Source organism: Streptomyces sp. NPDC002784 (genome assembly GCF_053592135.1).
In genome coordinates, this window is sequence record NZ_JBSFVD010000028.1 from 36,615 (window position 1) to 62,944 (window position 26,330).

A 26,330-nucleotide genomic window follows, 5' to 3' on the forward strand; every position below is an offset into this window, starting at 1 on the left:
AGGCGCAGAGCGGCGGCAGAACGACGTGCCAGTAGGAGTTCACCCGATGATCGTACACAACCGGGTGGCTCCAGCTGATGATCACGCAGAATGGCCCCTGGGGAGAGGCTTCGTGGGGGTTTTCGTGCTGCTGCTCGATCTTGCGACTGTGCCGCCGCGTGAGCGGCCCGAGGCGTTCCGCCACGCGCTGACGGATTCGTCGGTGCCCAACGACGTGTTCCACGAGGAACCCGAGACGGGCATGCACGCCCGGATGGAGGTGTGGCGGGTGGGCGGACTCCCCATGCTCGCCACCCGCAACTCCGGCTTCGAGGTGCGCCGCACCGAGCGGCATGTGCACCACCACCGCAGCCACCCCGTCGTGTCCGTCTCGCTGCAGACCGAGGGGGTGCACCGCGCCGAGGTGGCGGGCCGGCGCCGGCTGCTGGGCGCCGACGACATCTGCGTGTTCCACGAGTTGTCGGTGCGCACCTACGGCTGGTCCGGGGACGGGGCCTCGCAGTCGATGGTGTTCGACGTGAACCGGCTCGGCGTCCCCGTCGACACGGTGGTACGGGCCTCGCTGCGCCTGCGCGCCAGCCCGATGCACGACCTCGTACTGCACCATCTGCGGACGGTGTTCCGCGACGCGGGCCGCCTGGAGGGCGACCCAGGCGCCGAGGCCCTCGCCGACGCCACCACCGAACTGGTCCGGGCCCTGCTGCTGTCCGCGGCGCATGCCGAGGACAGCGATCCGGTGCGCTCGGTCATGGACGACACCCTGCTCACGACATCGCGCCGCTGTTCGCCTACACGGTGGTGTACGTCGACCAGAGCCACCATGCCGACTTCGCCTCGTCGTTCGAGCTGCTGCCCGGCGCGCTGGACGCGCTCACCGCGCCCGGCGCCCCGGCCTTCGGCGACCTGGTCGAGCAGATGGCGTTCAAGCTCCTGCTGGCCTCCGCCTGCACCGGTGATCCCCGCGGCCGGCAGGCCCTGGAGCGGCATCGGGACCTGCTCTCCCCCGCCGCCCGGCTGTGCCACCGCGCCTGGGCGGACCCGCCCCGCACGGCGCACGGCGCGGAGGCGGAACTGCGGGCGCTGGTGGCGCGTACGACCGCCCGGGGCGAGGCCGGGAAGGTGTGGCTGCTGCTCTGGGCGGCGACGGCGGTGGACGCGGCCGACGCCGACCTGCGGCGTCCCTTCGGCCAGGACCACACCTACGCCACCCAGGGCTCCGTGGCCAAGGCGCGCTGCTACCAGGCGTTCCTGCGCGGCGACTGGAACACGGCCGAGGACTGTCTGCGCGAGCCGGACACCGCCGACGAACTCGGCTACCACTGCAACGCCTTGCTGTTCCGGCACTACCACGCCCACTTCCTGGCCGGTCGCGGCGACGAGCGGGGGCTGCGCGCGATGCGGGCGCGGATCGAGCCCATGGCGTCGAGGGCGAGAATGCGGTTCGTCACGGACCCTCTGGAGCGGCTGGAGGCGCTGGTCGCCGGGTCCGGGCTCAGTCCGGCCGCTCGCGCCAGCATCCGCGCCGCCGCTGCCTCCTCCCCCTGCGCGGCGGTGCGGTCGGCCTCCTGGTGCAGCAGCTCGGCCAGTGCCGCGTCGGTGCCGACGGCGGAGGCCGCCAGATGTGCGATGCGGCACCTGCTGGTGGCGGGGAGGGCGTCGGCGAACAGCCGGTGGGCGGCACGGCGTTCGGCGGGGGTGGCGAGGTGGATCAGGCCGGCGCGGATCAGCGGATGCCGGAACTCCAGCCGGTCCGGCTCCGGGTCGACGCGCACGAGATCGCGGGCCGTCTCCAGGACGCGTGTCCAGGGGGTACGGGCGTCCCGGCTCGCCATGTCCCGTAGGAAGTGCGTCCGTTGGGCGTGCGGGCCGCCGAGTGCCGCCGCCAGCAGCAGGCGCCGGGGCGTCTCCGGGAGGGCGCGCAGTTCGTTCTCGTAGAGCCGTCCGAGCCGTTCGCCGAGGGGGAGTTCGTCGAGGAGGTCGGTGCCGGGTCCGGCGAGGTAGGCGGGGTGGTCGGTGGCCGCCTTGCGGATGCGCGCCGGGAGTTCGTGCAGGCGAGCGGGTTGCCGGCGGCCACCTTGCGGACGCGGTGGCGGGCTCCCTCGGGCAGCCAGGGGTGCAGGGCGCGCAGCAGCCGCTCGGACTCCTCCTCGGTCAGCGGGGGCAGCTCCATCGCGCGGTCGTCCGGGGCGGGTTCACGTGTCGCGCCGATGATGACGACCGGCAGTGCGCCGGCGCGCCGGCGCAGGTGCCCGAAGACGGTGCGGCTGGCCGGGTCGGCCCACTGGAGGTCGTCCTGGAGGACGACGATGGGCCCGTGCGGGGCGAGGAGCGCCAGAGCGGCGTCGGCGACCGTCCCGGCCCGGGGAAGGGGGCCGTCCCGGACGCCCAGCGCGGTCTCCAGGGCGTCCCGCTGCCCGGCCGGAAGGGCGGGCGTGTCGTCGAGGAGCGGCCAGAGCACCTGGTGCAGGGCGGCGTACGGCAGCCCGGACTCCGCCGCCGCGCCGGTCATCCGCAGCACGCGCAGACCGGCGCCGACGGCAGCCGCCCCGGCCTCCTTCAGCAGGGTGGTCTTGCCCGTGCCGGGATCGCCGCGCAGCAGCAGGGACGTGCCGGCGCCCCCGATGTCCGTCAGGGCCGCGCGGATCGCCGCGAGCTGCCTGTCGCGTCCCGCCAGCATGATTCGGTGCCCCCGCCCCTCGGTCCCGCTCCTGCGCGCCCGCGGGTGCGCACGGCCCGTCGGGACGCGACCACGATACCCAGCGATGGCCGACCGGCCCTGGTCCATGCACTGTGGGAAGGGTGCCGGTGCACTGAGGGACAACCGCCGCCGCCCGGGCGTCCTTACCGTGGTGACGCCCGCCGGAGAGACCGGCATACCCATGCGAGACCCGGGAGAGTCACATGTCCGGTGCCGTCGAGCCGGTCCAGCCGGTCCTGGAGCCCGCGGCCACCGCTTTCGCCCAGGCGACCGCGAACCCGCCGTTCCTCTTCGAGCTGACGCCCGCCGAGGGCCGTAAGGCCGTGGACGAGGTGCAGTCCGGGGAGATCGACAAGCCCGCGATCGACGAGGAGTGGATCACCGTCTCCGGTGGGCCCACGGGCAGCGTCCGGGCCCGCCTCGTCAAGCCCGCCGGGGCCGAGGGCACCCTGCCGGTGATCCTCTACATCCACGGCGCGGGCTGGGTGTTCGGCAACGCCCACACCCACGACCGGCTGGTGCGCGAACTCGCGGTCGGCGCGCAGGCGGCCGTGGTGTTCCCGGAGTACGACCTGTCCCCCGGGGCCCGCTACCCGGTCGCCATCGAGCAGAACTACGCGGTGGCGCGGTGGATCGTGGCCGAGGGCGCGTCCCATGGCCTGGACGCCGCGCGGCTGGCGGTGGCCGGTGACTCGGTCGGCGGGAACATGACCGCGGCGCTGACGCTGATGGCCAAGGAGCGCGGGGACGTGCCGCTGGTCCAGCAGGTGCTGTTCTACCCGGTGACCGACGCCGCCTTCGACACCCCGTCGTACCACCAGTTCGCCGAGGGCTACTTCCTGCGCCGCGACGGCATGCAGTGGTTCTGGGACCAGTACACGACCGACGAGGCCGAGCGCGCCCAGATCACCGCCTCCCCGCTGCGCGCCACCACCGAGCAGCTGGCCGGGCTGCCCCCGGCGCTGGTCATCACCGGCGAGGCCGATGTGCTGCGCGACGAGGGCGAGGCGTACGCCGACAAGCTCCGGCAGGCCGGGGTGGCCGTCACCTCGGTGCGGTTCCAGGGCATCATCCACGACTTCGTGATGCTGAACGCCCTGCGCGAGACGCATGCCGCCGAGGCCGCGATCAGGCTCGCGGTCGACACGCTGCGCTCCGCCCTGCGCGGCTGACGGCGACGACGCACAGCGCGGCGGGTGGACCCCCTCAGGGGTCCACCCGCCGCGCTGTTGCGCACCGTCAGTCGGTGCCGAACTCCATGGCCGCGCTGTCGAGCAGTTCGTCGCTGTCGGGGCCCTTGCCGCCGGAGGCGATGGCCTCGGCGCCGCCCTCGGTCAGCGCGCCGATCAGGCTGGTCGGCCCGGCGGCCTCGGCCGACGCCGACCGGGGCGCGCCGACCATGCCGAGACCGGCGTACAGCTCCAGCTTGGTGCGCGAGTCGGCGATGTCGAGGTTGCGCATCGTGAGCTGGCCGATCCGGTCCACCGGACCGAACGCCGCGTCCTCGGTGCGCTCCATGGACAGCTTGTCCGGGTGGTAGCTGAACATCGGGCCCGTGGTGTCGAGGATCGAGTAGTCCTCGCCGCGCCGCAGCCGCAGCGTCACCTCGCCGGTGACGGCCTGGCCGACCCAGCGCTGCAGCGACTCGCGGATCATCAGCGCCTGCGGGTCCAGCCAGCGGCCCTCGTACATCAGCCGGCCGAGGCGACGGCCCTCGTTGTGGTACTGGGCGAGGGTGTCCTCGTTGTGGATGGCGTTCACGAGCCGCTCGTACGCCGCGTGCAGCAGGGCCATGCCGGGCGCCTCGTAGATGCCGCGGCTCTTGGCCTCGATGATCCGGTTCTCGATCTGGTCCGACATGCCGAGACCGTGCCGGCCGCCGATGGCGTTGGCCTCCATCACGAGGTCGACGGCGGAGGCGAACTCCTTGCCGTTGATGGTGACCGGGCGGCCCTGCTCGAAGCCGATGGTCACGTCCTCGGTGGCGATCTCCACCGCGGGGTCCCAGAACCGCACGCCCATGATCGGCTGCACCGTCTCCAGGCCGGTGTCCAGGTGCTCCAGGGTCTTGGCCTCGTGCGTGGCACCCCAGATGTTGGCGTCCGTGGAGTACGCCTTCTCCGTCGAGTCCCGGTAGGGAAGGTCGTGGGCGACCAGCCACTCCGACATCTCCTTGCGGCCGCCCAGCTCGGTCACGAAGTCCGCGTCGAGCCAGGGCTTGTAGATCCGCAGGTGGGGGTTGGCGAGCAGGCCGTAGCGGTAGAACCGCTCGATGTCGTTGCCCTTGAAGGTCGAGCCGTCGCCCCAGATCTGGACGTCGTCCTCGAGCATCGCCCGGACCAGCAGGGTGCCGGTGACGGCACGGCCGAGGGGCGTGGTGTTGAAGTACGCCCGTCCGCCCGAGCGGATGTGGAACGCACCGCAGGTCAGTGCGGCCAGGCCCTCCTCGACCAGCGCCGCGCGGCAGTCGACCAGGCGCGCGATCTCGGCGCCGTAGGTCTTCGCGCGGCCGGGCACCGACGCGATGTCGGGCTCGTCGTACTGGCCGATGTCGGCGGTGTACGTGCAGGGCACGGCACCCTTGTCGCGCATCCAGGCGACCGCCACGGAGGTGTCGAGGCCCCCGGAGAAGGCGATCCCGACGCGCGAGCCGACGGGGAGGGAGGTAAGCACTTTGGACATAGCAGAAGTATGCACGACAACGCATGAACATGCAACGCAGGGTGCTGGGGAACGGCGCGCGGAACCGGCCGGCCGGGGCGGACAGCGAAGGCGCAGGCGCAGGCGTCGCCGGAACGGGGCACCAACTACCGTCCCCGTGAAGCACATTGGCTCGCCGCTTCCTCGGAATTCACCGCGAACCCTGCCCTAGATCATTGTTACGGTGCACCGGTGTCTGACTCTTCACGCGATACCGCCGAAGGCGCCGGCTGGGGAACCGCGGAACGCGGCGCGTACCAGCGGCTGATGCCCACCGACGTCCGCAAGATCTCGTGGCTGGACCCGAGGATGCTGTGGGCGGCCCGCAACGGCGTGCTGGCGTCCTGGTTCGGGGATCCGACGGGCCGGACCCGCAGCCGTTGGGTGGCCCAGCGAGCCGCGGCCGGAGCGCCGGCCGACAAGGTGATCGGGCGAACGGACCCCGACCGCTTCTCCTTCCTGGTCATCGGGGACACCGGCGAGGGCGACGACCCGCAGTACGCGGTCGTGCCGGGGATGTTGCAGGCGGGGCAGGACACCAGCTTCGCGGTGCTGGCCAGCGACGTGATCTACCCGGCGGGCAGCGCGGACGACTACGGCGCGAAGTTCTTCCGCCCTTACCAGGACTACCGGGCGCCGATCTACGCGATACCCGGCAACCACGACTGGTACGAGGACCTGGGCGCCTTCATGCGCGTCTTCTGCGGCGACGCCCCGCCGCTCGCACCCGAGCCGAAGCCGCGCGCGCTGACCAGGGCCTGGCTGCGGTCGTCGCTGTGGCACCGGCCGAGCCGGACGGACGGCCAACGCCTCGACGAGGCCCGCACGTTGCGCTCCGACCCGGCGCAGCAGGCGGTCCAGCCGGGCCCGTACTGGGCCGTCGACGCGGGACCGGTCCGGATCATCGGCATCGACACCGGGCTGCTGGGCACCCTCGACGCCGAGCAGGGCGCCTGGCTGCGCGAGGTCTCCCGCGACCCCCGCCCGAAGATCCTGATCACCGGCTCGCCGCTGTACGTCGACGGCGAGTACCACCCCTGCGCGATCGAGGGCGGCGGCACGGTGGACGACATCGTCCGCGACCCGGCGCATCGCTATGTCGCGGCGATAGGCGGCGACATCCACAACTACCAGCGCTATCCGGTGCGGGTGGCGGGACGGACGATCCAGTACGTCGTCTCGGGCGGCGGAGGCGCGTTCATGCACGCCACGCACACCATCCCCCGGGTCGACGTGGCGAACGTGACCGAACAGGAGTTCCGCTGCTACCCGCTGCGCGGTGACTCCCTCGCCTTCTACAGCAGGCTCTACGGCCGCCGGCTGCGGCTGCGCCGCTTCTTCACCCTGACCGAGGCCGAGGCCGCGGCGGTGGTCGCGGAGCGTCTGGGCATCCCGCTCACCCGCGCCCGGGAGGGGACGCCGCGCATCACACGGCGCACCCGCCTGGTGGCCGGCCTGCTGGGCGCGGGCCGCCGCCCCGACCGTGCCGCCCGCTTCCGGCTCCCCGTGCGCAAGATCTACACCTCGCTGTTCTCGCCGAGCTCGGCGACGTACAGCCCGCCGTTCTTCAAGTGCTTCCTGCGGGTGGACGTCTCGCCCGAGTCGATCCGGCTGCGCTGTTACGCGGCGACCGGCAACCGGGCGCAGGAGATCGACCCGCCGGTGGAGGACGAGGTGACGATCCCGCTGGGGTGAGCCGGGACGTGTGCGCCCGCGGGAGGGCCCTACCTCCGCTCGACGTCCCTGACGAACACGATCCCGTCCATGCCCGCGAGCCGGGCCGGGTCCAGCGGGGAGTAGCCGAACCAGGGGGAGACACGTGAGGTGAGGTTCGGGCCGGCCAGCCGGCGGGCGTCCAGGACGGAGTGGTTCTCCGGGAGGGAGTACAGGAGTCCTTCGACCGTGTTCGGGGGCGGGGTGTCCACCCCCCGGTGCCCGATCGTGCCGAGGGCCGTGGCCAGGAAGGCGTACTCGTCGCCCAGGTGCGCGTGCAGGAGCGCCCCGGCGCTCCACCACTCCACCCGCAGGTCGCCCAGGTGCATGGTGCTCTTGTGGCGCTGCAGATGGCCGTTGTGGGCGAAGAGCAGGGCCGGGCCCCGGTCGGCGACGGCGTGGAGGTTGTCGGCCATCATCCGGGCCCGCAGGCCCACCAGGCGCGTCATGCGGGCCGGTGAGGGGTGGCCATCCAGTGGTGGTAGCGCAGCAGGCCGGTCGCGGTGCGGCCGTACAGGCGTGCCCGGTCCCAGTCGTCCCACGAGGTCGCCGCGATCAGGTGGGGGGTCTCCGTGCCGAGCAGCGCCACCAGGTCGTCGGCCAGCAGGCGCAGCTCACGGGCCTCGGCCGACTGGCCGACGGACCGGGTGGGGTCCGTCATCGCCGCGGGTTCGGTCCATCGGTCGTCGGTGCCGAGCAGGCGGTCGAGCGTGTTGGCCGTGCAGGGCAGCAGGTCCGCGCCCAGGTGGGCCGCGAGGCAGCCGTGGAGTGCGGTGAGGGCCTGCCGGGGGCTCGCCGCGCCGGTGATCTCCAGCGGGCCGTCGAAACCGGCGAAGCGGAGGTGTTCGGACGCGGGCCGGCCGGCGTTGTGGGCCCGCATCCAGCTCACCAGGTCGCGGTTGGCCGCGGACGCGCCGAATCCGTGGCTGAATCCGCGCGCCATGACGTCGTCCAGGGTGCCCGTGCCGGAGGTGACGTAGTCGTCCACGACCAGGCCCGCCAGACAGTCGCTCTCGATCGCGATCGTCCGGTAGCCCTCCCGCTCGACGAGCTGCCGGAAGAGGTCGTTGCGCAGGTCGAGCAGGGCGTCCTCGCCATGGGTGGGCTCGCCCAGGGCGAGCAGTCGGGGGCGGTGCGGGAGCAGCTTCATGACGGCGGCAGCCTCGACGGCATGCGCGGCGTCCTCGATGTCAGTCGCCATGCCCTCAACGCTATCGTTGAAGCTCTGGTGGAGACTTTCGCGCGATATCGGCAGGGGCATGGGGAAAAAGCTTCAAACCGGGGAACGGCTCAGGCCCGTCGATCTGGCCCGCGGGCACGGTCTGTCCACGCAGGCGGTCAGGAACTACGAGGAGGCCGGAATCCTCCCGCCCGCGGCCCGCACACCCCACGGCTACCGCACCTATACGCCCGTGCACGCGGCGGCCCTGCGGGCCTTCCTGGCGCTGGTGCCCGGCCACGGCCACCGGACGGCGACGGAGATCATGCGCGCGGTGAACGAGGGCGGGGTGCACGAGGGCGCGGCCGAGGAGGCGTTCCGCCTCATCGACGAGAGTCACGCCCAGCTCCTCGAAGACCGCCGGACCCTGCACGCCGTCGAGCGCGCCCTGCGCGACCTGGGGCCCGCCCCGGGGGCGGAACCGGGCGGCACCTTCATCGGCCCACTGGCCGGGAAGCTCGGCATCCGGCCCGCCACCCTGCGCACCTGGGAGCGCGCCGGGCTGGTGCACCCGGGCCGCGACCCCCGGACCGGATACCGCGTCTACGACGAAGCCGCCGTACGGGATGCCCGGCTCGTTCACCAACTCCGCCGCGGCGGTTACCTGCTGGCGCAGATCGCCCCGCTGATCACCCAGGTGCGGGCGGCCGGCGGCCCGGAACCGCTGGAGGCGGCCCTGCGGGACTGGCGCGGCCGGCTGTCCGCCCGCGCGCGAGCCATGCTGACCGGCGCGGCCGAGCTGGAGGCGTACCTGCGCGAGCGCGGCTGACGCTTCGGTCGTGCCCTCGGGACAGAAGGAAACCCCAGGCCAGTGGCCTGGGGTCGGTCCAGTGCGATACGGCCGTCGGCGGGCTCAGATCAGTTCGAGCTGCCGTTGCGGCTGCCGCGTCGGCACGGTCTTGGCGTCCCAGGGTCCGACGGTCCGCACATAGCCGTAGATCACGGAGGCCATCGCCAGCAGGAGCAGCGGTCCGTACAGCCACGGATGCCTCGCCATCTCCAGCGGCAGCCAGCGATACGACAGCAGGAGCGCGCCGAACACCGTCGCGCCGTAGGCGACGAACCGGATCCCCGAGCGGTCCCAGCCCCGGTCGAAGGTGCGCAGTGCCGCCTCGATGGTGAGCGTGAAGACCACGCCGGCGATGAGGTCGGCGCCGTAGTGGTAGCCGAATCCCAGGGTCGCGGCGAGCGTGGCGACGAGCCAAAACGTTCCTGCCCAGCGCAGGGTTCGCGGGCCCTTGCGGGAATGGATGAAGATGGCCAGTGCCCATGCCGTGTGCAGGCTGGGCATGCAGTTCCGGGGGGTGACGCCGTCGAACGGCATGTGCTGCGGAGGGCTGATCGCAGGCAGCGTCTGGGGCCAGATACTGGTGACCGCCCACTGCACGCTGGGCGTCGATTCCGGCGCCCACAGGCTGACCGCCGCCCATTGTTCGGTGCCGGTGCCGTAGGCGAAGAGCGGTCCGACCACCGGGTAGATCATGTAGAAGGCCGGTCCGACGAGGCCGATCACCAGAAAGGTGCGCACCAGGTGGTGGCGGGGAAAGCGCCGGTCCGCCGCCACGCCGCGGAGCTGATACAGCGCGACGACGACCGCGGCCACCGGGAGCTGGCCGTAGACGAAGTCGAGGACGTTGAACCCGACGGGGCCGCTCGCCTCGACGACCCGCCCCACCAGCCAGGACGGGTTGCCGAGCGCCTGGTCGGCGGTGGCCACGTACTGGTCGAGCACCGACGGCCGGGTCTGCGAGGTGATGAACAGCCAGGTGTCGCCGGTCTTGCGGCCGGCCATCAGCAGCAGGGCCAGCCCGGCGCCCTTCAGCAGCAGGAGGCGTTCCGGGCCGGTGCGGCGCGTGACGGCGATGACCGCGCAGCCCAGGATCACCCACAGCGCGCCATTGCCGAACGGGTGCCCTTCGGTGACCTTGATGTCGAACGTCCAACGGACCAGCAAGAAGGCGAGGTCGACAGCGATCGCGGCGCCGACCGCGAGGAAGCGCTGCCGCCAAGTGAGGACCACCATCATCAACGCCATGGAGGCGTACAGCAGGCCACCCGATTTGGGGGCGAAGAACACCTCTCGCGCCTGGTTGGTGATCGGTCCCGGCAGGCCGTAGTGGCGCGAGGCGCATTCCAGCGCGATGAGGAAGGCGAGGGCTACCACGCCCGCCACGGCCCAGAGTCTCGTCCGTGGCTGACGCCACACGGACGGTGTGACCCCACCGCCTATTCGCGGAGGTACGAGTGCTGGTCTGTTGCTCAATTTTCGGCCGATTTGTTAGTTGTTGGGAATCCCTGGAATCCCTGATCAGGGCCGCTGATCATACAAACAACGGCCCACCCCTCACCAGCGCCCTGCCTCACTCCCCACGACCGGCTCCGATTCCCTCCCGTCCACCCCCACCGGCACCTCACCGGCCAGCATCACCCGGTGCATGATCCGGGGGTGATCGAGGTGGGCGTTGTCGCTCGGGGCCAGATGGATCGTGGCGCGGTTGTCCCAGAAGGCCACGCTGCCCGGTTCCCAGCGGAAGCGGACCGTGTACTCGGGGCGGACCGCCTGGTCCAGGAGCAGGTCCAGCAGGGCCTGGCTCTCGGGCCGGGAGAGGCCGGCGATCTGTTCCACGTAGTAGCCGTTGACGCACAGGATCCGCTCCCCCGTCTCCGGGTGGACCCGTACCAGCGGGTGGAGCGTCGCCACCTGGTGGTCGAGCAGGTGGCGGACGTACGCGTCGTCACCGGGGCGGGGCTGGTAGCCGACGCCCAGGCGGTGTTCCGCCCTCAGCCCCGACACGAACTCGCGCATCGGGGCCGACAGTCCGGCGTACGCCGCCGCGAGGTTCGACCAGGTCGTGTCGCCGCCGTACGGCGGAACCGTCTCCGCGCGCAGGATCGTCGCCGCGGGCGGGTCGACGCGGGCGCCGTGGTCGCAGTGCCAGCCGCGCAGCAAGGTGTGCCGGCGGCGGCGCAGCCACTCGTCGTGGTCCATGCCGAAACGGCCGCCCAGTTCCAGCCGGTCCGCGGTCGTCTCCACCTCCGGGAAGTCCGGCGGCGACGCCTTCCCGCGGCGCGGCAGCACGACCGGGGAGCCGAAGCGGCGGGCGAACGCCACATGCCCGGCGTGGTCGAGCCGCTGGTCCCGGAAGAACACCACCCTCCAGCGCAGCACCGCCGCCCGGATCGCGGCGACCACCGCGTCGTCGGGGCCGGCCGCCAGGTCCACGCCCGTGATCTCCGCGCCGATGTGCCCGGCGAGGGGTCTCACCTCGATCCCCGCGGTCCGTTCCGTCCCTTCCGCGGTGGCCCTGTCCCTGTCCCTGTCCCTCGTCATGCGCGCTCCGTCGGTCGTCGGCACCGGCTCCGGTCCCCGCCGGTTCCCCGCAAGATCGTGACAGCAAACGGCACGCCCTGACGAGGACTGCGTCCCCCGCGCGGTGCTTCAGGAGCGGGCAAGCTGGGCGGATCCACGGGTTCCGGCCCCAACTTCCCCTCGATGGCTCTATGTTCACGGCGAAGTCGACGCTGTCCGCTCTCCGCCGGGAGGCCCCCATGCGCTTCGCGCTCCGCTCCGCCGTCACCGCGGCGGTGGCCGCCGCCACCTTCTTCGTGGGCGGTGCCGGTACCGCCCAGGCCACTCCCCCGGGACCAGGAGTCAGCGGCCGGGTCATCAGCCAGAAGACGATCGGCGGCACCGACTACATCCTGCGGGAGATCACCATTCCGCCCGGTCAGGGCACCGGATGGCACTACCACGACGGTCCGCTGTACGCCTTCGTCCAGGAGGGCACGCTGAGTCATTTCGACTCGACCTGTGCCTCCGACGGGGTCTATCCGAAGGGGAGCTTCATCGAGGAGCCGGCCGGTCCGGGCAACGTGCACATCGGGCGCAACCTCGGTGACACGGCCATCGTCCTCGATGTGCTGTACGTCCTGCCGCACGGGGCGCCGTTCTCGCAGGACGCCCCGAACCCGGGCTGCCCCTTCCAGTGATCCGCGTCAGCCGTGCCGGCCGCGCAGCGCCTGCAGGGCCCGGTCGGCGTGGGTGTTCATGCGCAGTTCGCTGCGCACCACTTCCAGCACCTTGCGGTCCTGCCCTATGACGAAGGTGGTCCGCTTGGTCGGCGCCAGCGAGAAGCCGCGCTTCACGCCGAACCGGTCACGGACCGTGCCGTCGGTGTCGGAGAGCAGCAGCATGCCCAGCGTGTGCCGCTCGGCGAACTCCTGCTGGCGCTCCACGGGATCACCGCTGACGCCGACGGGCCGGGCCCCGACGGCGGCGAACTCGGCGGCCAGGTCGCGGAAGTGGCAGGCCTGCGCGGTACAGCCGGGGGTCAGGGCGGCGGGGTAGAAGAAGAGCACCACCGGTCCCTCGGTGAGGAGTTCGGACAGCTTGCGGGTGGTGCCGGTCTCGTCGGGGAGGGCGAAGTCCTCGACCGTGTCCCCGATCTCCACACGTGCGCTCACTGGTGACCCCTCCGTCGTCCGGGCTCGGTCGGCCGTCTGCCCGCGTGATGTTACCGGAGCGTAGAGCGGTGGCTTCCGGTCAGGCGGGGGCCGGGCGCCGCACCGCTCGGACTGCTCCAGGAACGGCAGCCTGCGCAACGACGGTGTCCCGCCGTTCAGGCGAAACCCGGGGCCCGGGGGCGTGCCGGGCCGCCGGTACGTCGAGAACTCACCCGTGAACCTGCCGCTGATCCCCCCGATGCTCGCCACGCCCGGCACCCTCCCGCCCGCCGCGCAGGACGCGCGCTGGGCGTACGAGACCAAGCAGGACGGGCAGCGGGTGGTGGTCTACCTCACCGGCGACGGCGGCCTGGTCCTGCGGGCCCGGTCCGGGGAGGAGGTCACGGCCGCCTACCCCGAGCTGCGCCCGCTGGGCGGGGCGCTCGGCACCACGCCCGCCGTGCTGGACGGGGAGGTGATGGCCCTCGACGAGCGGGGGCGCGCCGACTTCCAGCTGCTCCAGCCGCGGATGGGCCTCGCCCACGCCCCGGCACGGGCCGCGCGCCGGGCCGCCCGGGCGCCCGTGCACCTGGTGCTGTTCGACGTGATGCACCTGGCCGGACGGCCCCTGGTCCGGCTCCCCTACGCCGAGCGCCGCGAGCGGCTGGAAGGGCTCGGGTTCGACGGGCCGCACTGGTCGACGCCCGCGGCCCTCGTCGGCCACGGCGAGCAGGCGCTGCGGGCCACCCGGGAGCACGGTCTGGAGGGGCTGGTCTGCAAGCGGCTGGACTCCGTGTACGAGCCCGGGGTGCGTTCCCGGGCCTGGATCAAGATCCGCAACATGCACAGCGAGGACGTCGTGGTGGGCGGCTGGCTGCCCGGCAAGGGACGGCTCACGGGCCTGCCGGGAGCGCTGCTGGTGGGCCAGCGGGCCGGCGGGCGGCTGCGGTACGTCGGCGGGGTGGGCACCGGCTGGAGCCGGCGGGAACGGGAAGAGCTCGCCGGGCTGCTGGCGGCCGCCGCGACGGACGTATGCCCGTTCGATCCCGTGCCCGCGGCGCCCGGTGCGCGCTGGGTGGTGCCGCGGCTGGTCGGGGAGGTGCGGTTCAGCACCCGCACCCGGGCCGGGATGCTGCGGCAGCCGTCGTGGCTGCGGCTGCGGCCCGATCTCACGCCGGAGGAGTCCTCGGCGGACCTGCCCGACCCACCGCCATGATCCAAATATTGGGGCGCCCGTAACCGCTCGGACGCCCACCTCCTCTTGGCGCGGACATGGAAAGTCGGGAAGCTGAACTTCCCTTTCCCCCACAGCCGTTGGGCTGCGCCCGCATCATGAGGAGGACGCAGTGTCGTCATCGTCGTCGAAGAAGCACCGCAGGAGATGGCTCACCGGTCTCGCCGGTGCCGCCGCCCTCGTCATCGCCTTCCCCTCCGTCGCCTTCGCGGCCCCGCCGTCGGCGCTGCCCGCCAACGCCGAGTCCGCCGAGTTCACCTACCAGCCGGCCTTCGACTACGACACGGACGGCTGCTACTCCACGCCCGCGATCGGCCCCGGCGGAACCGTCAACGGCGGCCTCAACCCCACCGGCGCCCTCAACGGCAACTGCCGGGACGCCTCCGACCTCGACAACACCAACAGCTACTCGCGCTACAAGTGCAACAACGGCTGGTGCGCCTACCTGTACGGCCTGTACTTCGAGAAGGACCAGGCCCTCGCGGGCAGCAGCATCGGCGGGCACCGGCACGACTGGGAGCACGTCGTCATCTGGGTGCAGAGCGGCGCCGTGAAGTACGTCTCGACGTCCAACCACGGCTCCTTCACCGTGACTTCGGCCTCCTCGGTCCGCTTCGAGGGCACCCACGCGAAGATCGTGTACCACAAGGACGGCATCAGCACCCACTGCTTCCGCCTGGCCAACGCCAACGACGAGCCGCCGGAGAACCACAAGCGCACGTGGCAGTACCCGCCGCTGGTCGGCTGGAACGGCTACCCCTCGGGCGTGCGCGACAAGCTGGTCGCGTACAACTTCGGCAGCGCCAACTTCGGCCTGAAGGACGCCTCCTTCGGCAACCACCTCTCGTCCGCGAAGCCGTCGGGGATCACCTTCGACCCGTACGCGTGACGCCGTAGGGCCCGGGGCGTAGGACCAGCGCCGCCGTGCGCCTCCGCCCCGGGCCCGATCCGGTGGCTCCGGCCGCTGTCTAGCGTGATCGCCATGGACGCCACCGACACGAGCGGACAGCTCGAAGAAGCCCTGGAACGCCTGCACTCCGCCGGTCCGGAACGCGACGGCTGGCTCAGCAACCACGCACCCATGGTCGTCGAGGCCCTCGCCGCGCACGGACACGCGGGCGCGGTGCACCGCTGGGTGGACCTGTACCAGGACCGCCTCGAGGACTTCCCCGACCGCCTGGCCCCCGTCACGGACGACAACTGGCATACGGCGCTGGGCGATCCGCGGCGGATCGCGGACTGGACCGACCACTTCTCCCGCACCCTCGCCGACCGCCCCTGGCGGGACGTCCTCGCCGAGTGGTGGCCGCGGCTGCTGCCCGGGATGTACGGCGGCGCCACGCATGTCGTCATCCGGGCCGGCCACGCCGTACGCGCCCTCGAAGCCGGTGAGAGCGCGCCGAGGCGCGTCGAACTCGCCCACGCGCTGGGCTACTGGGCGGCCCGGCACCAGCCCGTGACCGGCTTCACCGTACTGCCGGACGCGCCCACCGCCGGGGCGTCCCTGGACGCCGTGCCCCCGATCGGCGAGGGCCCGCTGGGATTCCGCGACCGCCTGACGGCCGTGCGCCGGCTGCCCGCGTGGGCGGACGACGTCACCGACCCGGACGTCGCGCGCGACCGGCTCACCGAACTCGTCCGCGCCACGACCCACCGCTACGCCACCCACGGCCATGGCGAGCCGACCATGCTCGTGCACGCGGCCACCGCCCCCAACGCCGTACTGCGCACGCTCGATTCGCTGCCGCGCGAGCTGTGGGCGCCCAGCCTGCACGCGGCCTGGACCGCGTCCGCCGTCGTCACCGCGATCTACGCCCCCGACGAGCCGGTGGCCTACGAGCCGCCCGCCCGGCTCACCGCCGAGGAGGTCATGGAGCGGGCCCTCGCCCACGGCGACGAGCACGTCATCAAGCTCACCGACACGGCCCTGGACGTCGGTGACGACCTCGCGCTCGCCGCGGCCCAGCGGGCGATCGAACTCAGCCCGCCCCTGGTCTCCTGACCAGGACGTCACCCAACTCGGTCCGTCCGTACAGGACATGCAGCCCCGCGCGCCGCGAGGCCAGCAGGCCCGCTTCCCGCAGGACCGACAGATGCGCCGAGACGGTCGACGGCGCGAGGCCGTGCCGGGCGGCGAGTTCGGTGGTCGAGGCGGGGGTGGCCAGACCGGTGAGGAGCGCGGCGCGGTGGTGTCCGAGGAGCCGGGCCAGGGCCTGTGAGGGGCTCGGCGGGCCGCTGTCGTGCAGGCGGCCCATCCCCCGCGCCGGGTAGATGACGGTGGGCTGCCAGGGACGGGCGAAACCGCTGACGACATCCGGCCACACGAACACACTCGGCATCAGCAACACACCCCGGCCATCGGCGCGTTGGGCGTCGGCGACCTCGCCGTACATGCGCAGCGTCAGGGTGTGTCCCGCCCAGCCGATGCCGGGGTGCAGGCCGGTGAGCAGCGCGTCGAGGCCGCCGTCCGCCGCCTGCCGGGAACGGTGGGCGATGTCGCCCTCCAGGACGGCACGGTGCCGTGGCCAGTCCGGGGCGAGCAGGGCGTGCCAGGCCCGCTCGGTGAGGTCGGCGAGGCGCCGGACGGTGGCGGCGGGATCGGCGAGCGCCGCGCGCCCCTCGGATGACGCGGCGAGTCCCGGCGTACAGGCGAGGGAGCGGGCCATCTCGGCGTGGGCGAGCGCCGGGTCGGTGGCGCGCATCCGCGCCAGTTCGTCCTCGATCGAGGGGTACGGCTCGTCCGGGGGCGGGCCGAGGAAGTCGGGGGTGTAGCCGCCCGCGGGCGGGATGAACAGCCACAGCGGGGACAGGTCGAGCCCGGCGACGGTACGGCGGACGCGGCGCAGCCATCCTCGGTGGTAGCCGTGCCGGGCGGGGCGGCGCATCAGCCGCAGCGCCTCGTGGGTCTGGCACAGCGGCGAGATCGCGAACCGGCAGCGCGTCAGGTCCTCGGTGCCCAGGTCCAGGGTCAGGGGCAAGGCGGTCTCCGTGGGTGATTCGGCCCAGGACGAAAGAGTAGAGGCGGCCGGCCGGGCCCAGCACCCTGACCCCGATGACCGACTACCGATCAACAGCCGCCGAGCACACCGCCGTTGGCCCCGCCTGGCGCCGGGGCGCCGTCGTCGCGGCGCTGATGCTGGCCGCGTTCACCTTCAACACCACCGAGAACCTCCCCGTCGGGCTGCTCCCGCTCATGGCGGACGACCTCGGGGTCTCCCTCCCGGCCGTGGGCGTCCTGGTCACCGGCTACGCGCTCACCGTGGTCGTGGTGTCGCTGCCCCTCGCCCACGCCACCCGCGCGATCCCCCGCCGCCACCTTCTGACGGTGCTGCTCGGCCTGCTCGCCGCCGCGAGCTGGGCCTCGGCACTCGACGCCGTCTCCTACGGCCCGCTGCTCGCCGCCCGCGCGACGACGGCGCTCGCGCAGGCGCTGTACTGGTCGGTGATGGGCCCGGTCGCGGTCGGCCTGTACCCGCCCGAGCGGCGGGGCCGGATCATCGGGCTGCTGTCGGTCGGGGGCTCGCTGGCCACGGTGCTCGGCGTGCCGGCCGGCACCTGGCTCGGCGGGCAGGCCGGCTGGCGGACCCCGTTCGCGGTGCTCGGCGCGCTCGCGCTGGTGTCGCTGGTCGCGGTGGCCGTCCTGCTGCCGACGTCCCGCCCCCAGGAGAGCCACTCGGCCTACGGAGTCGCCCCGGACCGGCGCCGCTTCCTGATCGTCGTCACCACCACCGCCCTGTCGGTGACGGGCGTGTTCACCGCGTTCACCTACGTCGTCGTCTTCCTCGACGAGGTCGGCGGCTTCGGCGAGGCCACGGCCGGCGCCGTGCTGCTGGCGTTCGGGGCGGCGGGCCTGGCCGGGGTCACGGTGACCGGGCCGCTCCTCGACCGGTTCCCGCGCGCCACCCTCGCCGTACCGGTCACGGCCCAGACCGTCGCCCTGCTCGGCCTGTACGCGGCCGGGCACAGCCAAGTGGCGGCCGTGGCCCTGCTGATGCTGCTGGGGGCGTCCGTCGGCCCGGCGTTCATGGCCTCGCAGAGCCAGGTGCTCCACGCGGCCCCGGGCCGCACCGAGTCGGCCCTCGCCGCCAACTCGGTCGCCTTCAACGCGGGCGTGGCCGTCGGCGCCCTCCTCGGCGGCGGCCTGCTCACGGCCGTCGGCGTGCGCGGGACCTTTCTCGCCGGAGGTCTGCTCACGGCCGGGGCGCTCGCCGTGCTCGCACGGGAACGCGAAGCGCGGTGAACCGGGTGGAGCGTGCGCGCTCGCGGCCCTGACCGTGCGCCCGTTGCGGCCGGCGCCCGTCCCGAGCGACGGGAATCGAGCGGTAGCGCACGGCCGTTGTGGTCCGAAGGTCTATCGTGTCGGCATGTCCGTCCCCGAACTGATCCGTATCGTCTCCCGCGACTCGCCCATGGCGCTCGCCCAAGTGGAGCGTGTCCGCGCCGAGTTGGCGGCCCTGCACCCCGGGGTGCGGACCGAGGTCGTGCCGGTGAGGACGACCGGCGACAAGTGGCTGGGCGACCTGTCGAAGGTCGACGGCAAGGGGGCGTTCACCAAGGAGGTGGACGCCGCCCTGCTGGCCGGTGAGGCCGATCTCGCGGTGCACTGCGTCAAGGACGTGCCCGCCGACCGGCCGCTCCCCGCGGGCACCGTCTTCGCCGCCTTCCTCCAGCGGGACGACATCCGCGACGCGCTGATCCATCCGGACGGTCTCACCCTGGACGAGCTGCCGGACGGCACCCGCATCGGCACCTCCTCGGTGCGCCGGATCGCCCAGCTCGCCGCGACCCACCCGCATCTGCAGTGCGTGCCCTTCCGGGGCAACGCCAACCGGCGGCTGGAGAAGCTGCGGGCCGGCGAGGCGGACGCGCTGCTGCTCGCGGTGTCCGGTCTGGAGCGGATCGACCGGCGGGACGTGATCAGCGAGGTCCTCTCCCCCGAGGCGATGATGCCGCCGATCGGCGCGGGCATCCTCGCCCTGCAGTGCCGGGAGGGCGACGACGGTCTCATCGACGCCGTCAGCGGCCTCGGCGATCCGGACACCCACCGGGAGGCCACCGCCGAGCGGATGTTCCTGCATGTCCTGCAGGGGCACTGCAACAGCCCGATCGCCGGGTACGCGCGCGTGGATCACGGCGGGGAACTGTCCCTGCGGGCGTGCGTGTTCACCCCGGACGGCAAGACCCGGCTCAACGCCCACGAGTGGGCGGGCCGGCTGGATCCGGCCACCTTGGGCACCTCGGTCGCCGTGGCGCTGCTGCGTCAGGGCGCGCGCGAGATCATCGACGGCATCCCGCACTGAGCTTCGGCACCGCGTCAGGCGGTGCCCTCCTCGGCCTGGTCGCGCAGGAAGTTGCTCACCTGGTGGGCGAGGCACTCGCGCCCCGCCCCGGCGTGCGCCGAGCCCTCGTGCAGGCCGATGCCGCCCGCCCACAGGCGGCGCTCGGTCCACTCCTCCTCGACCCGCAGCTGGATCTGCACGTCGACCTGGCTCAGGCTCGCCTCGGGACCGGCCGCGTACAGCACGGCGGTGGCCCGGCGCAGCGGGTAGACGTCGAAGCCCTCGATGAACTGGGAATTGCGCCAGTCGATGAAGGCGCCCTCCCCGTCGGGCCCGATCCGGACGTCGATCTGGCCGTCCTCCAGGTGGATGCCGTAGTGCCGCTCACCGCGGTTCTCGACCGTCACGCGCAGGCTGAAGTAGGTCAGCCCTTCGGCGGCGTCGTCACGTCCCCGCGGAGGCTCGTTCTGCTCCAGACGGTGGACGCGGACGCGCAGACCGGCATGCTCGTCGTACTCCTGCCAGTCCCCGACCACGTTCGGCTCGCACACACTGCACCTCTTCGACCTCAGAGAGCTGCTTCCTATCTGTGTGCTCAGCGCACTGTCAAATGAGCGGAATGGGCTCTGGCCAGCGCATTCACCCGCTTTGATCGCTGATCAAGCGCTGCGCAGGCACAATCGGCCCACCGGCCCGGCGGTCGGGCGCGCGGGCGTGCCGCACATCACGTCCGCCGTCTCGATCTGTGGGCGCCCTCACACCCCGAGTTCGACCGTCGTCGAAATATGCAGCAAATTCCCCGATACCGGGGCAATTGTTTCAGGAGCGCCCGGACGGGGAATTTTTACCGAAGTGCTTCGGACAGGAGGCACGTCCGTGGGAGCCCGGCTTCGGTTCCCGGATGTGCTCCGCGTGCTTCGACGCCGCGCCTCCCACGGTGACTGTCCCATCAGGCACCTTGAGGGAGGTGCGCTTCATGCCCGTCACCGGCAGATCGAAGCAGCACCCGCACGACGACGCCCCCGACACCGCGGCCGACTTCCAGCGGCTCGCGCGGCTGCCCGAGGGGCCGGAGCGCAAGGCGCTCCGCGACGAACTGGTCCGGGTCTGGCTTCCCATGGCGGAGCGCATCGCGGTCCGCTTCAAGGGACGCGGCGAGGCCCTCGAAGACCTCTACCAGGTCGCCGCACTCGGCCTCGTCAAGGCCGTCGACCACTACGACCCGGCCCGGGGCTGCGCCTTCGAGGCGTACGCCGTGCCGACCGTCACCGGCGAGATCAAGCGCCACTTCCGCGACCACATGTGGACGCTGCACGTCCCCCGACGGGTCCAGGACCTGCGCAACCGGGTACGGCAGGCCAACAAGGAGCTGTCGCAGACCAGCACGGGCCGCGCGCCCACCGTCCAGGAGATCGCCGAGCACACCGAGCTCACCGAGGCCGAGGTCCGCGCCGGAATGGAGGCCCTGGACTGCTTCTCCGCGCTGTCACTGGAGGCGGAGATGCCCGGCACCGACGGATACGCCCTCGGGGACTCGATCGGCGGGCCCGATCCGGGCTTCGACATCATCGTCGACCGGGTCGCCGTGCGGCCGTGCCTGGAGAAGCTGCCCGAGCGCGAGCGCACCATCCTGTATCTGCGGTTCTTCCAGGGCATGACGCAGAGCCGCATCGCCGAGCAGCTGGGGATCTCCCAGATGCACGTCTCGCGGCTGCTCAGCGGCTGCTTCGCCCAGCTGCGGGAGGAGCTGGGCGAGTCCCAGCTGCGCGAGGAGCTGCTCGTCCAGCACCGCTAGGAGCCGGGGCCCTGCGGGGCCCCCGGCGTTCCCGGGATCTGCGTCGGACCGTGCCGGTCGAGGGCGTCCTCCAGCTCGGCGCGGATCTCCGGGGGCATCCGGCCGTCGCGGCCCCAGATCAGGATCAGGTCCGCGACATTGCGGAGCTTGATGTTGGTGTGCTGGGAGACGTCCTTCAGGACCGCCCAGCCCTGGGCCGGGGCGACCCGTCCCAGGGCCACGATCATCCCGATCGCCTGGTCCACGACGGCGTGCGAGGCGACGGCCTCCTTCAGCTGCTCCACCTCCCGCTGCAGCTCGGAGATCCGTCGGGCCTGTTCGTCGGGCTCGCGGGGTACCTGGGTCACGCATCCATCCTCATCACTCGGGCAGCGGTATGCCACTGGGCAAAGGGTGGAATCATCATTGTTTCAGCGCGGCGGCCGGGGTACTCGGCAGGCGCCGTCAGAGGTACCGGCCGGACACTGGGAACAGACGCCGGTGGCCGCCGGCCCGGCGAGACCAGGACAGCCATGAACCACCACACGCAGATCCCCAGCGGTACGAGGGACCTCGTCTCCACCCATTCCGTGTTCGGCGCACCCTGCTGGGTGAGCCTGACCAGCCGGGACCTGGAGAGCACCGAGGACTTCTACAGCGCCGTCCTCGGCTGGCGCTGGCGCACCGGCAAGCTCGGCGAGCACTTCCGGATCGCGCTGGCCGACGGCGTCCCCGTCGCCGGGATCGCCGCCGTCGCGACGATGTGGCAGATGGCGGTCGCGTGGACGCCGTACTTCGCCGTGCGCAGCGCGGACGAGGCCGTCTCCAGGGTCCAGGAGCGCGGGGGTACGGCCGCGGTCGGGCCGATCTCCTTCCCGCCCGGGCGGGCGGCACTGCTCGCCGACCGGGACGGCGCGACCTTCGGCATCTGGGAGGGCGAGCTGGTCGGCGACTGGGACACCTGGCGCCGCTCCACCCCGGCCTTCATCCGCCTGCACACCCGCGACGCCTTCGACTCCGCGATCTTCTACGGCGAGGTGCTGGACTGGGCCTCGGAGCGCCCCGGCTGCTGCGAGGTGCACTACGAGGGCGACGAGGTCGTGCTGCGCAGCGGCGGCGACGTGGTGGCCAAGATCGAGTCGGGGGCGCTCGGTGCCGCCCCCGACCCCACGATCCGGCCGCACTGGCAGGTCCACTTCGCCGTCCCCGACGTGGCGGCCTGCGCCCGGGCCGCGGAGCAGCACGGCGGCAGCGTCCTGTCGAAGGACGAGGACGAGGCCGTGCTGCGCGACACCGACGGCGCCCAGTTCACCGTGACCTCCCGCCGCGGGCGTTAGCTCCCGGCCGTACGGGACGGGCGGGACAGCAGGACGAGGCTGCGGGCGGTGACCGTCATCGTGGTGGCCGCCTTGTGCTCGGTCTCGTCCGGGGCCCCCGGTTCCGCGGTGTCGATCAGGGTGGTCCAGCGTTCGCCGTAGGTGGCGTCCGGGAGCTGGAACTCCACCGGCTCCCAGTAGCTGTTGAGCAGGAGCAGGAAGGATTCGTCCACGACGGGCCGGCCGCACGGGTCGGGCTCGGCGATGGCGTCGCCGTTGAGGAACACGCCGACGCAGTGGGCGTCGGAGCGCAGCCAGTCCTCCTCCGCCATCTCGCGGGCGTCCGGCAGCAGCCAGACCAGGTCGGGCAGCGGCTGGCCCGCGTGCGTCACCGTCTCACCGCGGAAGAAGCGGCGCCGGCGCAGTACGGGGTGGGCGCGGCGCAGTCCGATCACGTACCGGGTGAAGTCGGCGAGGGAGCGCTGTTCCTCGGTCAGGTGCCAGTCGATCCAGGAGACCTCGTTGTCCTGGCAGTAGGCGTTGTTGTTGCCGCGCTGGGTGCGGCCGAGTTCGTCGCCGTGACAGAGCATCGGGATGCCCTGCGACAGCAGCAGCGTGGCGAGGAAGTTGCGCTGCTGGCGGGCGCGCAGCTCCAGCACGGCCGGATCGCGGGTCTCGCCCTCCGCGCCGCAGTTCCAGGAGCGGTTGTCGCTCTCGCCGTCCTGGTTGTCCTCGCCGTTGGCCTCGTTGTGCTTGTCGTTGTACGAGACCAGGTCGCGCAGCGTGAAACCGTCGTGCGCGGTGACGAAGTTGACGCTGGCGCGCGGCCGCCGCCTGCTGTGCTGGTACAGGTCGGAGGAGCCCGTCAGCCGGGAGGCGAAGTCGCCGAGGGTGTGTTCGCCGCCGCGCCAGAAGTCGCGCACGGTGTCGCGGTACATGCCGTTCCACTCCGACCACAGCGGCGGGAAGTTGCCCACCTGGTAGCCGCCCTCGCCGACGTCCCACGGCTCGGCGATCAGCTTGACGCGGCTGATCACCGGGTCCTGCTGGATCAGGTCGAAGAACGCCGAGAGCCGGTCCACCTCGTGGAACTGGCGGGCCAGGGTCGCCGCGAGGTCGAAGCGGAAGCCGTCGACATGCATCTCGGTGACCCAGTAGCGCAGCGAGTCCATGATCAGCTGGAGCACGTAGGGGTGCCGCATCAGCAGGCTGTTCCCGGTGCCGGTGGTGTCGTAGTAGTGCGACCAGTCGCCGTCGACCAGCCGGTAGTAGGAGGCGTTGTCGATGCCCCGGAAGGACAGCGTGGGGCCCTTCTCGTTGCCCTCGGCGGTGTGGTTGTAGACCACGTCGAGGATCACTTCGAGACCGGCCTCGTGCAGCGCCTTCACCATCGCCTTGAACTCGGCGACCTGCTGGCCCCGGGTGCCGTGGGCGGCGTAGGCGTTGTGCGGCGCGAAGAAGCCGATGGTGTTGTAGCCCCAGTAGTTCGAAAGGCCCCGGTCGGTCAGCACGCCGTCCTGGACGAACTGGTGCACGGGCATCAGCTCGACGGCGGTGACCCCGAGCGAGGTCAGATGCTCGACGACGGCCGGGTGGGCGAGGCCGGCGTAGGTCCCGCGCAGTTCGGGGGGTACGTCCGGGTGGGTGCGGCTCAGGCCGCGGACGTGGGCCTCGTAGATGACGGTGTCCGCGTACGGCCGTCTGGGTGGACGGTCGTCGCCCCAGTCGAAGTAGGGGTCGGTCACCACGCCGAGCATGGTGTGCCCGGCGCTGTCCGCCGGGGCGGGGCCGTCGGGGGCGCGCTCGAAGAGCGAGGCGTGGTTGTCCATCTGCCCGTCCACCGCCTGGGTGTACGGGTCCAGCAGCAGCTTCGCCGGATTGCACCGGTGGCCGACGGACGGGGCCCAGGGACCGTGCACCCGGTAGCCGTACCGCTGGCCGGGGCCGACACCGGGCAGGTAGCCGTGCCAGACGAAACCGTCGACCTCGGTCAGCTCGACGCCGGTGTGCTTGCCCGCGTCGTCGACCAGGATCAGCTCGACCCGCTCGGCGACCTCGCTGAACAGGGCGAAGTTCGTGCCCTGGCCGTCGTAGGCGGCACCCAACGGGTAGGGGTGCCCGCTCCAGGCGTGCACCCCTGCACCATGCTTGCGCGCGGTCACCGCGCCTCCTCCAGCACTCGCTCCGGAGCGCTCGCCGGGCCGGCCAGTGCGGCGGCCGGGACCTCGCGGGGCACGTCGAGGCCCTCGCGCAGGCTGGGCGCCGGGGCCGTCGGGACCAGAGGGACGCGCTCGCCGGCGCGGGCACGCTGCGAGAACCAGATGACCTTGCTGCCGGTGTCCGTGGCGCAGCATCCCCAGCCGTCGCTGATCGCGGCGATGTGCTCCAGGCAGGCGCGGAGATCCTGGTCCGGGCGCAGATCACGGTTGTGGTCCCCGATGGCCGTGATGAGGTGCTGTCCGTTCCACCACATCTCGATCGACGTGTTCTTGTCCGTGGCGTGCTCGTCGATGGCGTTGAGCAGCAGTTCGGCACCGCCGCACACGGGCTCCACCAGGTTCTCCAGGTCCCAGAACCGGAGGTGAGCGGCCAGGATGCGCCTGACCTGTCCGACCCGTTCCGGGCTGACTTCCACGTCGAGGTGGTAGTAGCAGGGCACTGCGGTCTTCATCTTGTTGGCTCCTCACCGGCGAGGCTCGGCGCTTCCCCCGTCCCCGCGGGACGGGCCCCGAACGCGAAGCGTGAGCATTGATCGCTTCTGAGTCACCTCAAGAGTGGGAGGGCTACGCCATTCGTGCAACACGAGGAGTCAACCGGGGGATCCTGCGGAATCGTTGAAGCTCTAACAAGACGCTGGGTCGCCGCACGTGCACCATGAGTGAAGACCTCCATCCCCGTACGGCATCCGTGTCGCGCGCACGGCCACCCCCCACCGTGTGGTTTCGTGCCTTGAATCCCGAGAGGTGAACGGCGTCATGTTGCTACCGGCCAAAGCCGAAGTCGCCCGCCAGCTTGGGCGCTATCGGGCCTGGGAGCGCGTCATGCTCGCGTCCCCGGACGACCGCGCGGTGCGGGCCACTTTCGAGGACTCGGGCTACACGCTGTGCGTGCTGATGGGCAAGCGCTGCGCGCGCGAGGCCGCGGACGCGGCCGAGCGCTATCTGCGCAGCAGCCTCGGCACCTATCTGCGCGAGCAGAACGAGCGTCCCCGTCCGGGGGTCGCCGCGAGACGGGGCCCACCGAGGGCCAAGCGGCGTTCCCGGGCCGGCCGGTAGACCTGCCGGCGCAGCTTGAATCCCCGGCCGGGCCCTGGAGGGTCCGGCCATGAGCACGGCGGAGGCGAGACCATGAAGGCAACCGCGGCCATCGGCCGTATCCCGGTACGGAACGTCCGGCCGGCCGTGGACTGCGGCAGGCGCCCGGCGAAGGCGGTCGTGGGCGAGACGTTCGAGGTCTCGGCGACCGTGTTCCGGGAGGGGCATGACGCCGTGGCCGCCAATGTCGTGCTGCGCGATCCCGAGGGCCGTCCCGGCCCTTGGACGCCGATGCGCGAACTGGCGCCGGGCACCGACCGCTGGGGCGCCGAGGTCACGCCCGATGCCGAGGGGCACTGGACGTTCCATGTGGAGGCGTGGAGCGATCCGGTGGCCACCTGGCGGCACACCGCCCGGATCAAGATCCCGGCCGGCATGGACACGGAGCTGGTCCTGGAGGAGGGCGCGGACATCCTGGAACGGGCGGCGGCCGGGGTTCCGGCCGGGCGGCGAAAGGTTCTTCTTGGTGCGGCCGGCACCCTGCGGGACGACTCGCTGCCGGTCGTGACCCGGCTGGCGGCGGCTTTCCGGCCCGAGGTGGATGCGGTGCTGGCGCGGTATCCGCTGCGGGAGTTGGTGACCGCGTCCGATCCGCTGCCGCTGCTGGTGGAGCGGGAGCGGGCCCTGTACGGGTCGTGGT

At 72.3% G+C, this 26,330-nt stretch carries 23 protein-coding genes and 2 pseudogenes; 14 read left to right on the top strand and 11 right to left on the bottom strand.

What is annotated here, in order from left to right:
* Positions 1 to 46: 46 nt before the first annotated feature.
* Positions 47 to 646, top strand: a pseudogene (locus tag ACWD1Z_RS31885) (AraC-like ligand-binding domain-containing protein); the annotation flags it as partial.
* Positions 647 to 1,723: 1,077 nt separating this feature from the next.
* Here the strand turns inward: ACWD1Z_RS31885 and ACWD1Z_RS31890 are convergent.
* Positions 1,724 to 2,677, bottom strand: a complete 954-nt coding sequence (locus ACWD1Z_RS31890; protein ID WP_451123447.1) for an ATP-binding protein — start codon at positions 2,675 to 2,677, stop codon at positions 1,724 to 1,726.
* 224 nt (positions 2,678 to 2,901) lie between these two features.
* Here ACWD1Z_RS31890 and ACWD1Z_RS31895 point away from each other — a divergent pair, with 224 nt between their 5' ends.
* Positions 2,902 to 3,870, top strand: a complete 969-nt coding sequence (locus ACWD1Z_RS31895) for an alpha/beta hydrolase (protein WP_451123449.1) — start codon at positions 2,902 to 2,904, stop codon at positions 3,868 to 3,870.
* Positions 3,871 to 3,937: 67 nt separating this feature from the next.
* On the opposite strand, the gene argG is transcribed toward ACWD1Z_RS31895, so the two are convergent.
* Positions 3,938 to 5,380, bottom strand: coding sequence for an argininosuccinate synthase (gene argG, locus ACWD1Z_RS31900; protein WP_451123451.1), 1,443 nt, complete (start codon positions 5,378 to 5,380; stop codon positions 3,938 to 3,940).
* 210 nt (positions 5,381 to 5,590) lie between these two features.
* On the opposite strand from argG, the gene ACWD1Z_RS31905 reads away from it, so the two are divergent.
* Positions 5,591 to 7,093, top strand: a complete 1,503-nt coding sequence (locus tag ACWD1Z_RS31905) for a metallophosphoesterase family protein (protein WP_451123453.1) — start codon at positions 5,591 to 5,593, stop codon at positions 7,091 to 7,093.
* A 29-nt stretch (positions 7,094 to 7,122) separates the two neighbouring features.
* On the opposite strand, the pseudogene ACWD1Z_RS31910 reads toward ACWD1Z_RS31905, so the two are convergent.
* Positions 7,123 to 8,312, bottom strand: a pseudogene (locus ACWD1Z_RS31910) (erythromycin esterase family protein).
* 58 nt (positions 8,313 to 8,370) lie between these two features.
* Between ACWD1Z_RS31910 and ACWD1Z_RS31915 the strand changes: the two are divergent.
* Positions 8,371 to 9,099: a TioE family transcriptional regulator gene (locus tag ACWD1Z_RS31915; RefSeq protein ID WP_451123455.1), complete on the top strand. Its 729-nt coding sequence runs from the start codon at positions 8,371 to 8,373 to the stop codon at positions 9,097 to 9,099.
* Positions 9,100 to 9,183: 84 nt separating this feature from the next.
* On the opposite strand, the gene ACWD1Z_RS31920 is transcribed toward ACWD1Z_RS31915, so the two are convergent.
* Both ACWD1Z_RS31920 and ACWD1Z_RS31925 read right to left on the bottom strand, forming a co-directional pair.
* On the bottom strand, positions 9,184 to 10,503 hold the full coding sequence (locus tag ACWD1Z_RS31920) for a phosphatase PAP2 family protein (protein ID WP_451123457.1): 1,320 nt from the start codon (positions 10,501 to 10,503) through the stop codon (positions 9,184 to 9,186).
* A 171-nt stretch (positions 10,504 to 10,674) separates the two neighbouring features.
* Positions 10,675 to 11,661 (bottom strand): TauD/TfdA dioxygenase family protein, encoded by a 987-nt coding sequence (locus tag ACWD1Z_RS31925; RefSeq protein ID WP_451123459.1) that lies wholly within the window; start codon positions 11,659 to 11,661, stop codon positions 10,675 to 10,677.
* Between the two features lie 218 nt (positions 11,662 to 11,879).
* Between ACWD1Z_RS31925 and ACWD1Z_RS31930 the strand changes: the two genes are divergently transcribed.
* Positions 11,880 to 12,320 carry a cupin domain-containing protein gene (locus ACWD1Z_RS31930; RefSeq protein ID WP_451123461.1) on the top strand — a complete coding sequence of 147 codons (441 nt, stop codon included), beginning with the start codon at positions 11,880 to 11,882 and terminating at the stop codon, positions 12,318 to 12,320.
* Between the two features lie 6 nt (positions 12,321 to 12,326).
* On the opposite strand, the gene ACWD1Z_RS31935 is transcribed toward ACWD1Z_RS31930, so the two are convergent.
* The gene (locus ACWD1Z_RS31935; protein WP_451123463.1) at positions 12,327 to 12,794 is read right to left on the bottom strand and encodes a peroxiredoxin; all 468 of its coding nucleotides are present in this window, start codon (positions 12,792 to 12,794) and stop codon (positions 12,327 to 12,329) included.
* 214 nt (positions 12,795 to 13,008) lie between these two features.
* On the opposite strand from ACWD1Z_RS31935, the gene ACWD1Z_RS31940 reads away from it, so the two are divergent.
* The 3 genes from ACWD1Z_RS31940 to ACWD1Z_RS31950 all read left to right on the top strand — a co-directional run bounded on the left by ACWD1Z_RS31940 (position 13,009) and on the right by ACWD1Z_RS31950 (position 16,009).
* Positions 13,009 to 13,989, top strand: a complete 981-nt coding sequence (locus ACWD1Z_RS31940; protein ID WP_451123465.1) for an ATP-dependent DNA ligase — start codon at positions 13,009 to 13,011, stop codon at positions 13,987 to 13,989.
* A 130-nt stretch (positions 13,990 to 14,119) separates the two neighbouring features.
* Positions 14,120 to 14,896: an NPP1 family protein gene (locus tag ACWD1Z_RS31945; RefSeq protein WP_451123467.1), complete on the top strand. Its 777-nt coding sequence runs from the start codon at positions 14,120 to 14,122 to the stop codon at positions 14,894 to 14,896.
* A gap of 93 nt (positions 14,897 to 14,989) precedes the next feature.
* Entirely contained in the window at positions 14,990 to 16,009 is a 1,020-nt protein-coding gene (locus ACWD1Z_RS31950) for a questin oxidase family protein (protein ID WP_451123469.1), read from the top strand.
* Here the strand turns inward: ACWD1Z_RS31950 and ACWD1Z_RS31955 are convergent.
* Positions 15,987 to 16,985 carry a DUF5937 family protein gene (locus ACWD1Z_RS31955; protein WP_451123471.1) on the bottom strand — a complete coding sequence of 333 codons (999 nt, stop codon included), beginning with the start codon at positions 16,983 to 16,985 and terminating at the stop codon, positions 15,987 to 15,989. The genes ACWD1Z_RS31950 and ACWD1Z_RS31955 overlap by 23 nt on opposite strands.
* A gap of 74 nt (positions 16,986 to 17,059) precedes the next feature.
* Here ACWD1Z_RS31955 and ACWD1Z_RS31960 point away from each other — a divergent pair, with 74 nt between their 5' ends.
* Complete coding sequence (locus ACWD1Z_RS31960; RefSeq protein WP_451123473.1) at positions 17,060 to 18,247, top strand: MFS transporter; 1,188 nt, start codon at positions 17,060 to 17,062, stop codon at positions 18,245 to 18,247.
* Between the two features lie 124 nt (positions 18,248 to 18,371).
* Positions 18,372 to 19,307, top strand: coding sequence for a hydroxymethylbilane synthase (gene hemC / locus ACWD1Z_RS31965; protein ID WP_451123475.1), 936 nt, complete (start codon positions 18,372 to 18,374; stop codon positions 19,305 to 19,307).
* 14 nt (positions 19,308 to 19,321) lie between these two features.
* On the opposite strand, the gene ACWD1Z_RS31970 is transcribed toward hemC, so the two are convergent.
* Positions 19,322 to 19,837: a hypothetical protein gene (locus ACWD1Z_RS31970; RefSeq protein WP_451123477.1), complete on the bottom strand. Its 516-nt coding sequence runs from the start codon at positions 19,835 to 19,837 to the stop codon at positions 19,322 to 19,324.
* 425 nt (positions 19,838 to 20,262) lie between these two features.
* On the opposite strand from ACWD1Z_RS31970, the gene ACWD1Z_RS31975 reads away from it, so the two are divergent.
* The gene (locus tag ACWD1Z_RS31975; RefSeq protein WP_451123479.1) at positions 20,263 to 21,081 is read left to right on the top strand and encodes an RNA polymerase sigma factor SigF; all 819 of its coding nucleotides are present in this window, start codon (positions 20,263 to 20,265) and stop codon (positions 21,079 to 21,081) included.
* Here the strand turns inward: ACWD1Z_RS31975 and ACWD1Z_RS31980 are convergent.
* Positions 21,078 to 21,428 (bottom strand): ANTAR domain-containing protein, encoded by a 351-nt coding sequence (locus ACWD1Z_RS31980; RefSeq protein WP_451123481.1) that lies wholly within the window; start codon positions 21,426 to 21,428, stop codon positions 21,078 to 21,080. The genes ACWD1Z_RS31975 and ACWD1Z_RS31980 overlap by 4 nt on opposite strands.
* A 165-nt stretch (positions 21,429 to 21,593) precedes the next feature.
* On the opposite strand from ACWD1Z_RS31980, the gene ACWD1Z_RS31985 reads away from it, so the two are divergent.
* Positions 21,594 to 22,397 (top strand): VOC family protein, encoded by an 804-nt coding sequence (locus tag ACWD1Z_RS31985; RefSeq protein WP_451123483.1) that lies wholly within the window; start codon positions 21,594 to 21,596, stop codon positions 22,395 to 22,397.
* Here ACWD1Z_RS31985 and glgX read toward each other — a convergent pair.
* The gene (glgX, locus tag ACWD1Z_RS31990) at positions 22,394 to 24,538 is read right to left on the bottom strand and encodes a glycogen debranching protein GlgX (RefSeq protein ID WP_451123485.1); all 2,145 of its coding nucleotides are present in this window, start codon (positions 24,536 to 24,538) and stop codon (positions 22,394 to 22,396) included. The two genes, ACWD1Z_RS31985 and glgX, sit on opposite strands and share 4 nt — an antisense overlap.
* Positions 24,535 to 25,047: a pep a2 gene (locus ACWD1Z_RS31995; protein WP_451123487.1), complete on the bottom strand. Its 513-nt coding sequence runs from the start codon at positions 25,045 to 25,047 to the stop codon at positions 24,535 to 24,537. The genes glgX and ACWD1Z_RS31995 overlap by 4 nt, the downstream gene beginning before the upstream one ends.
* A gap of 304 nt (positions 25,048 to 25,351) precedes the next feature.
* On the opposite strand from ACWD1Z_RS31995, the gene ACWD1Z_RS32000 reads away from it, so the two are divergent.
* Positions 25,352 to 25,651: a DUF5133 domain-containing protein gene (locus tag ACWD1Z_RS32000; RefSeq protein WP_451123489.1), complete on the top strand. Its 300-nt coding sequence runs from the start codon at positions 25,352 to 25,354 to the stop codon at positions 25,649 to 25,651.
* Between the two features lie 72 nt (positions 25,652 to 25,723).
* On the top strand, positions 25,724 to 26,330 hold a 607-nt coding region (locus ACWD1Z_RS32005; RefSeq protein ID WP_451123491.1), incomplete at its 3' end, for a maltotransferase domain-containing protein.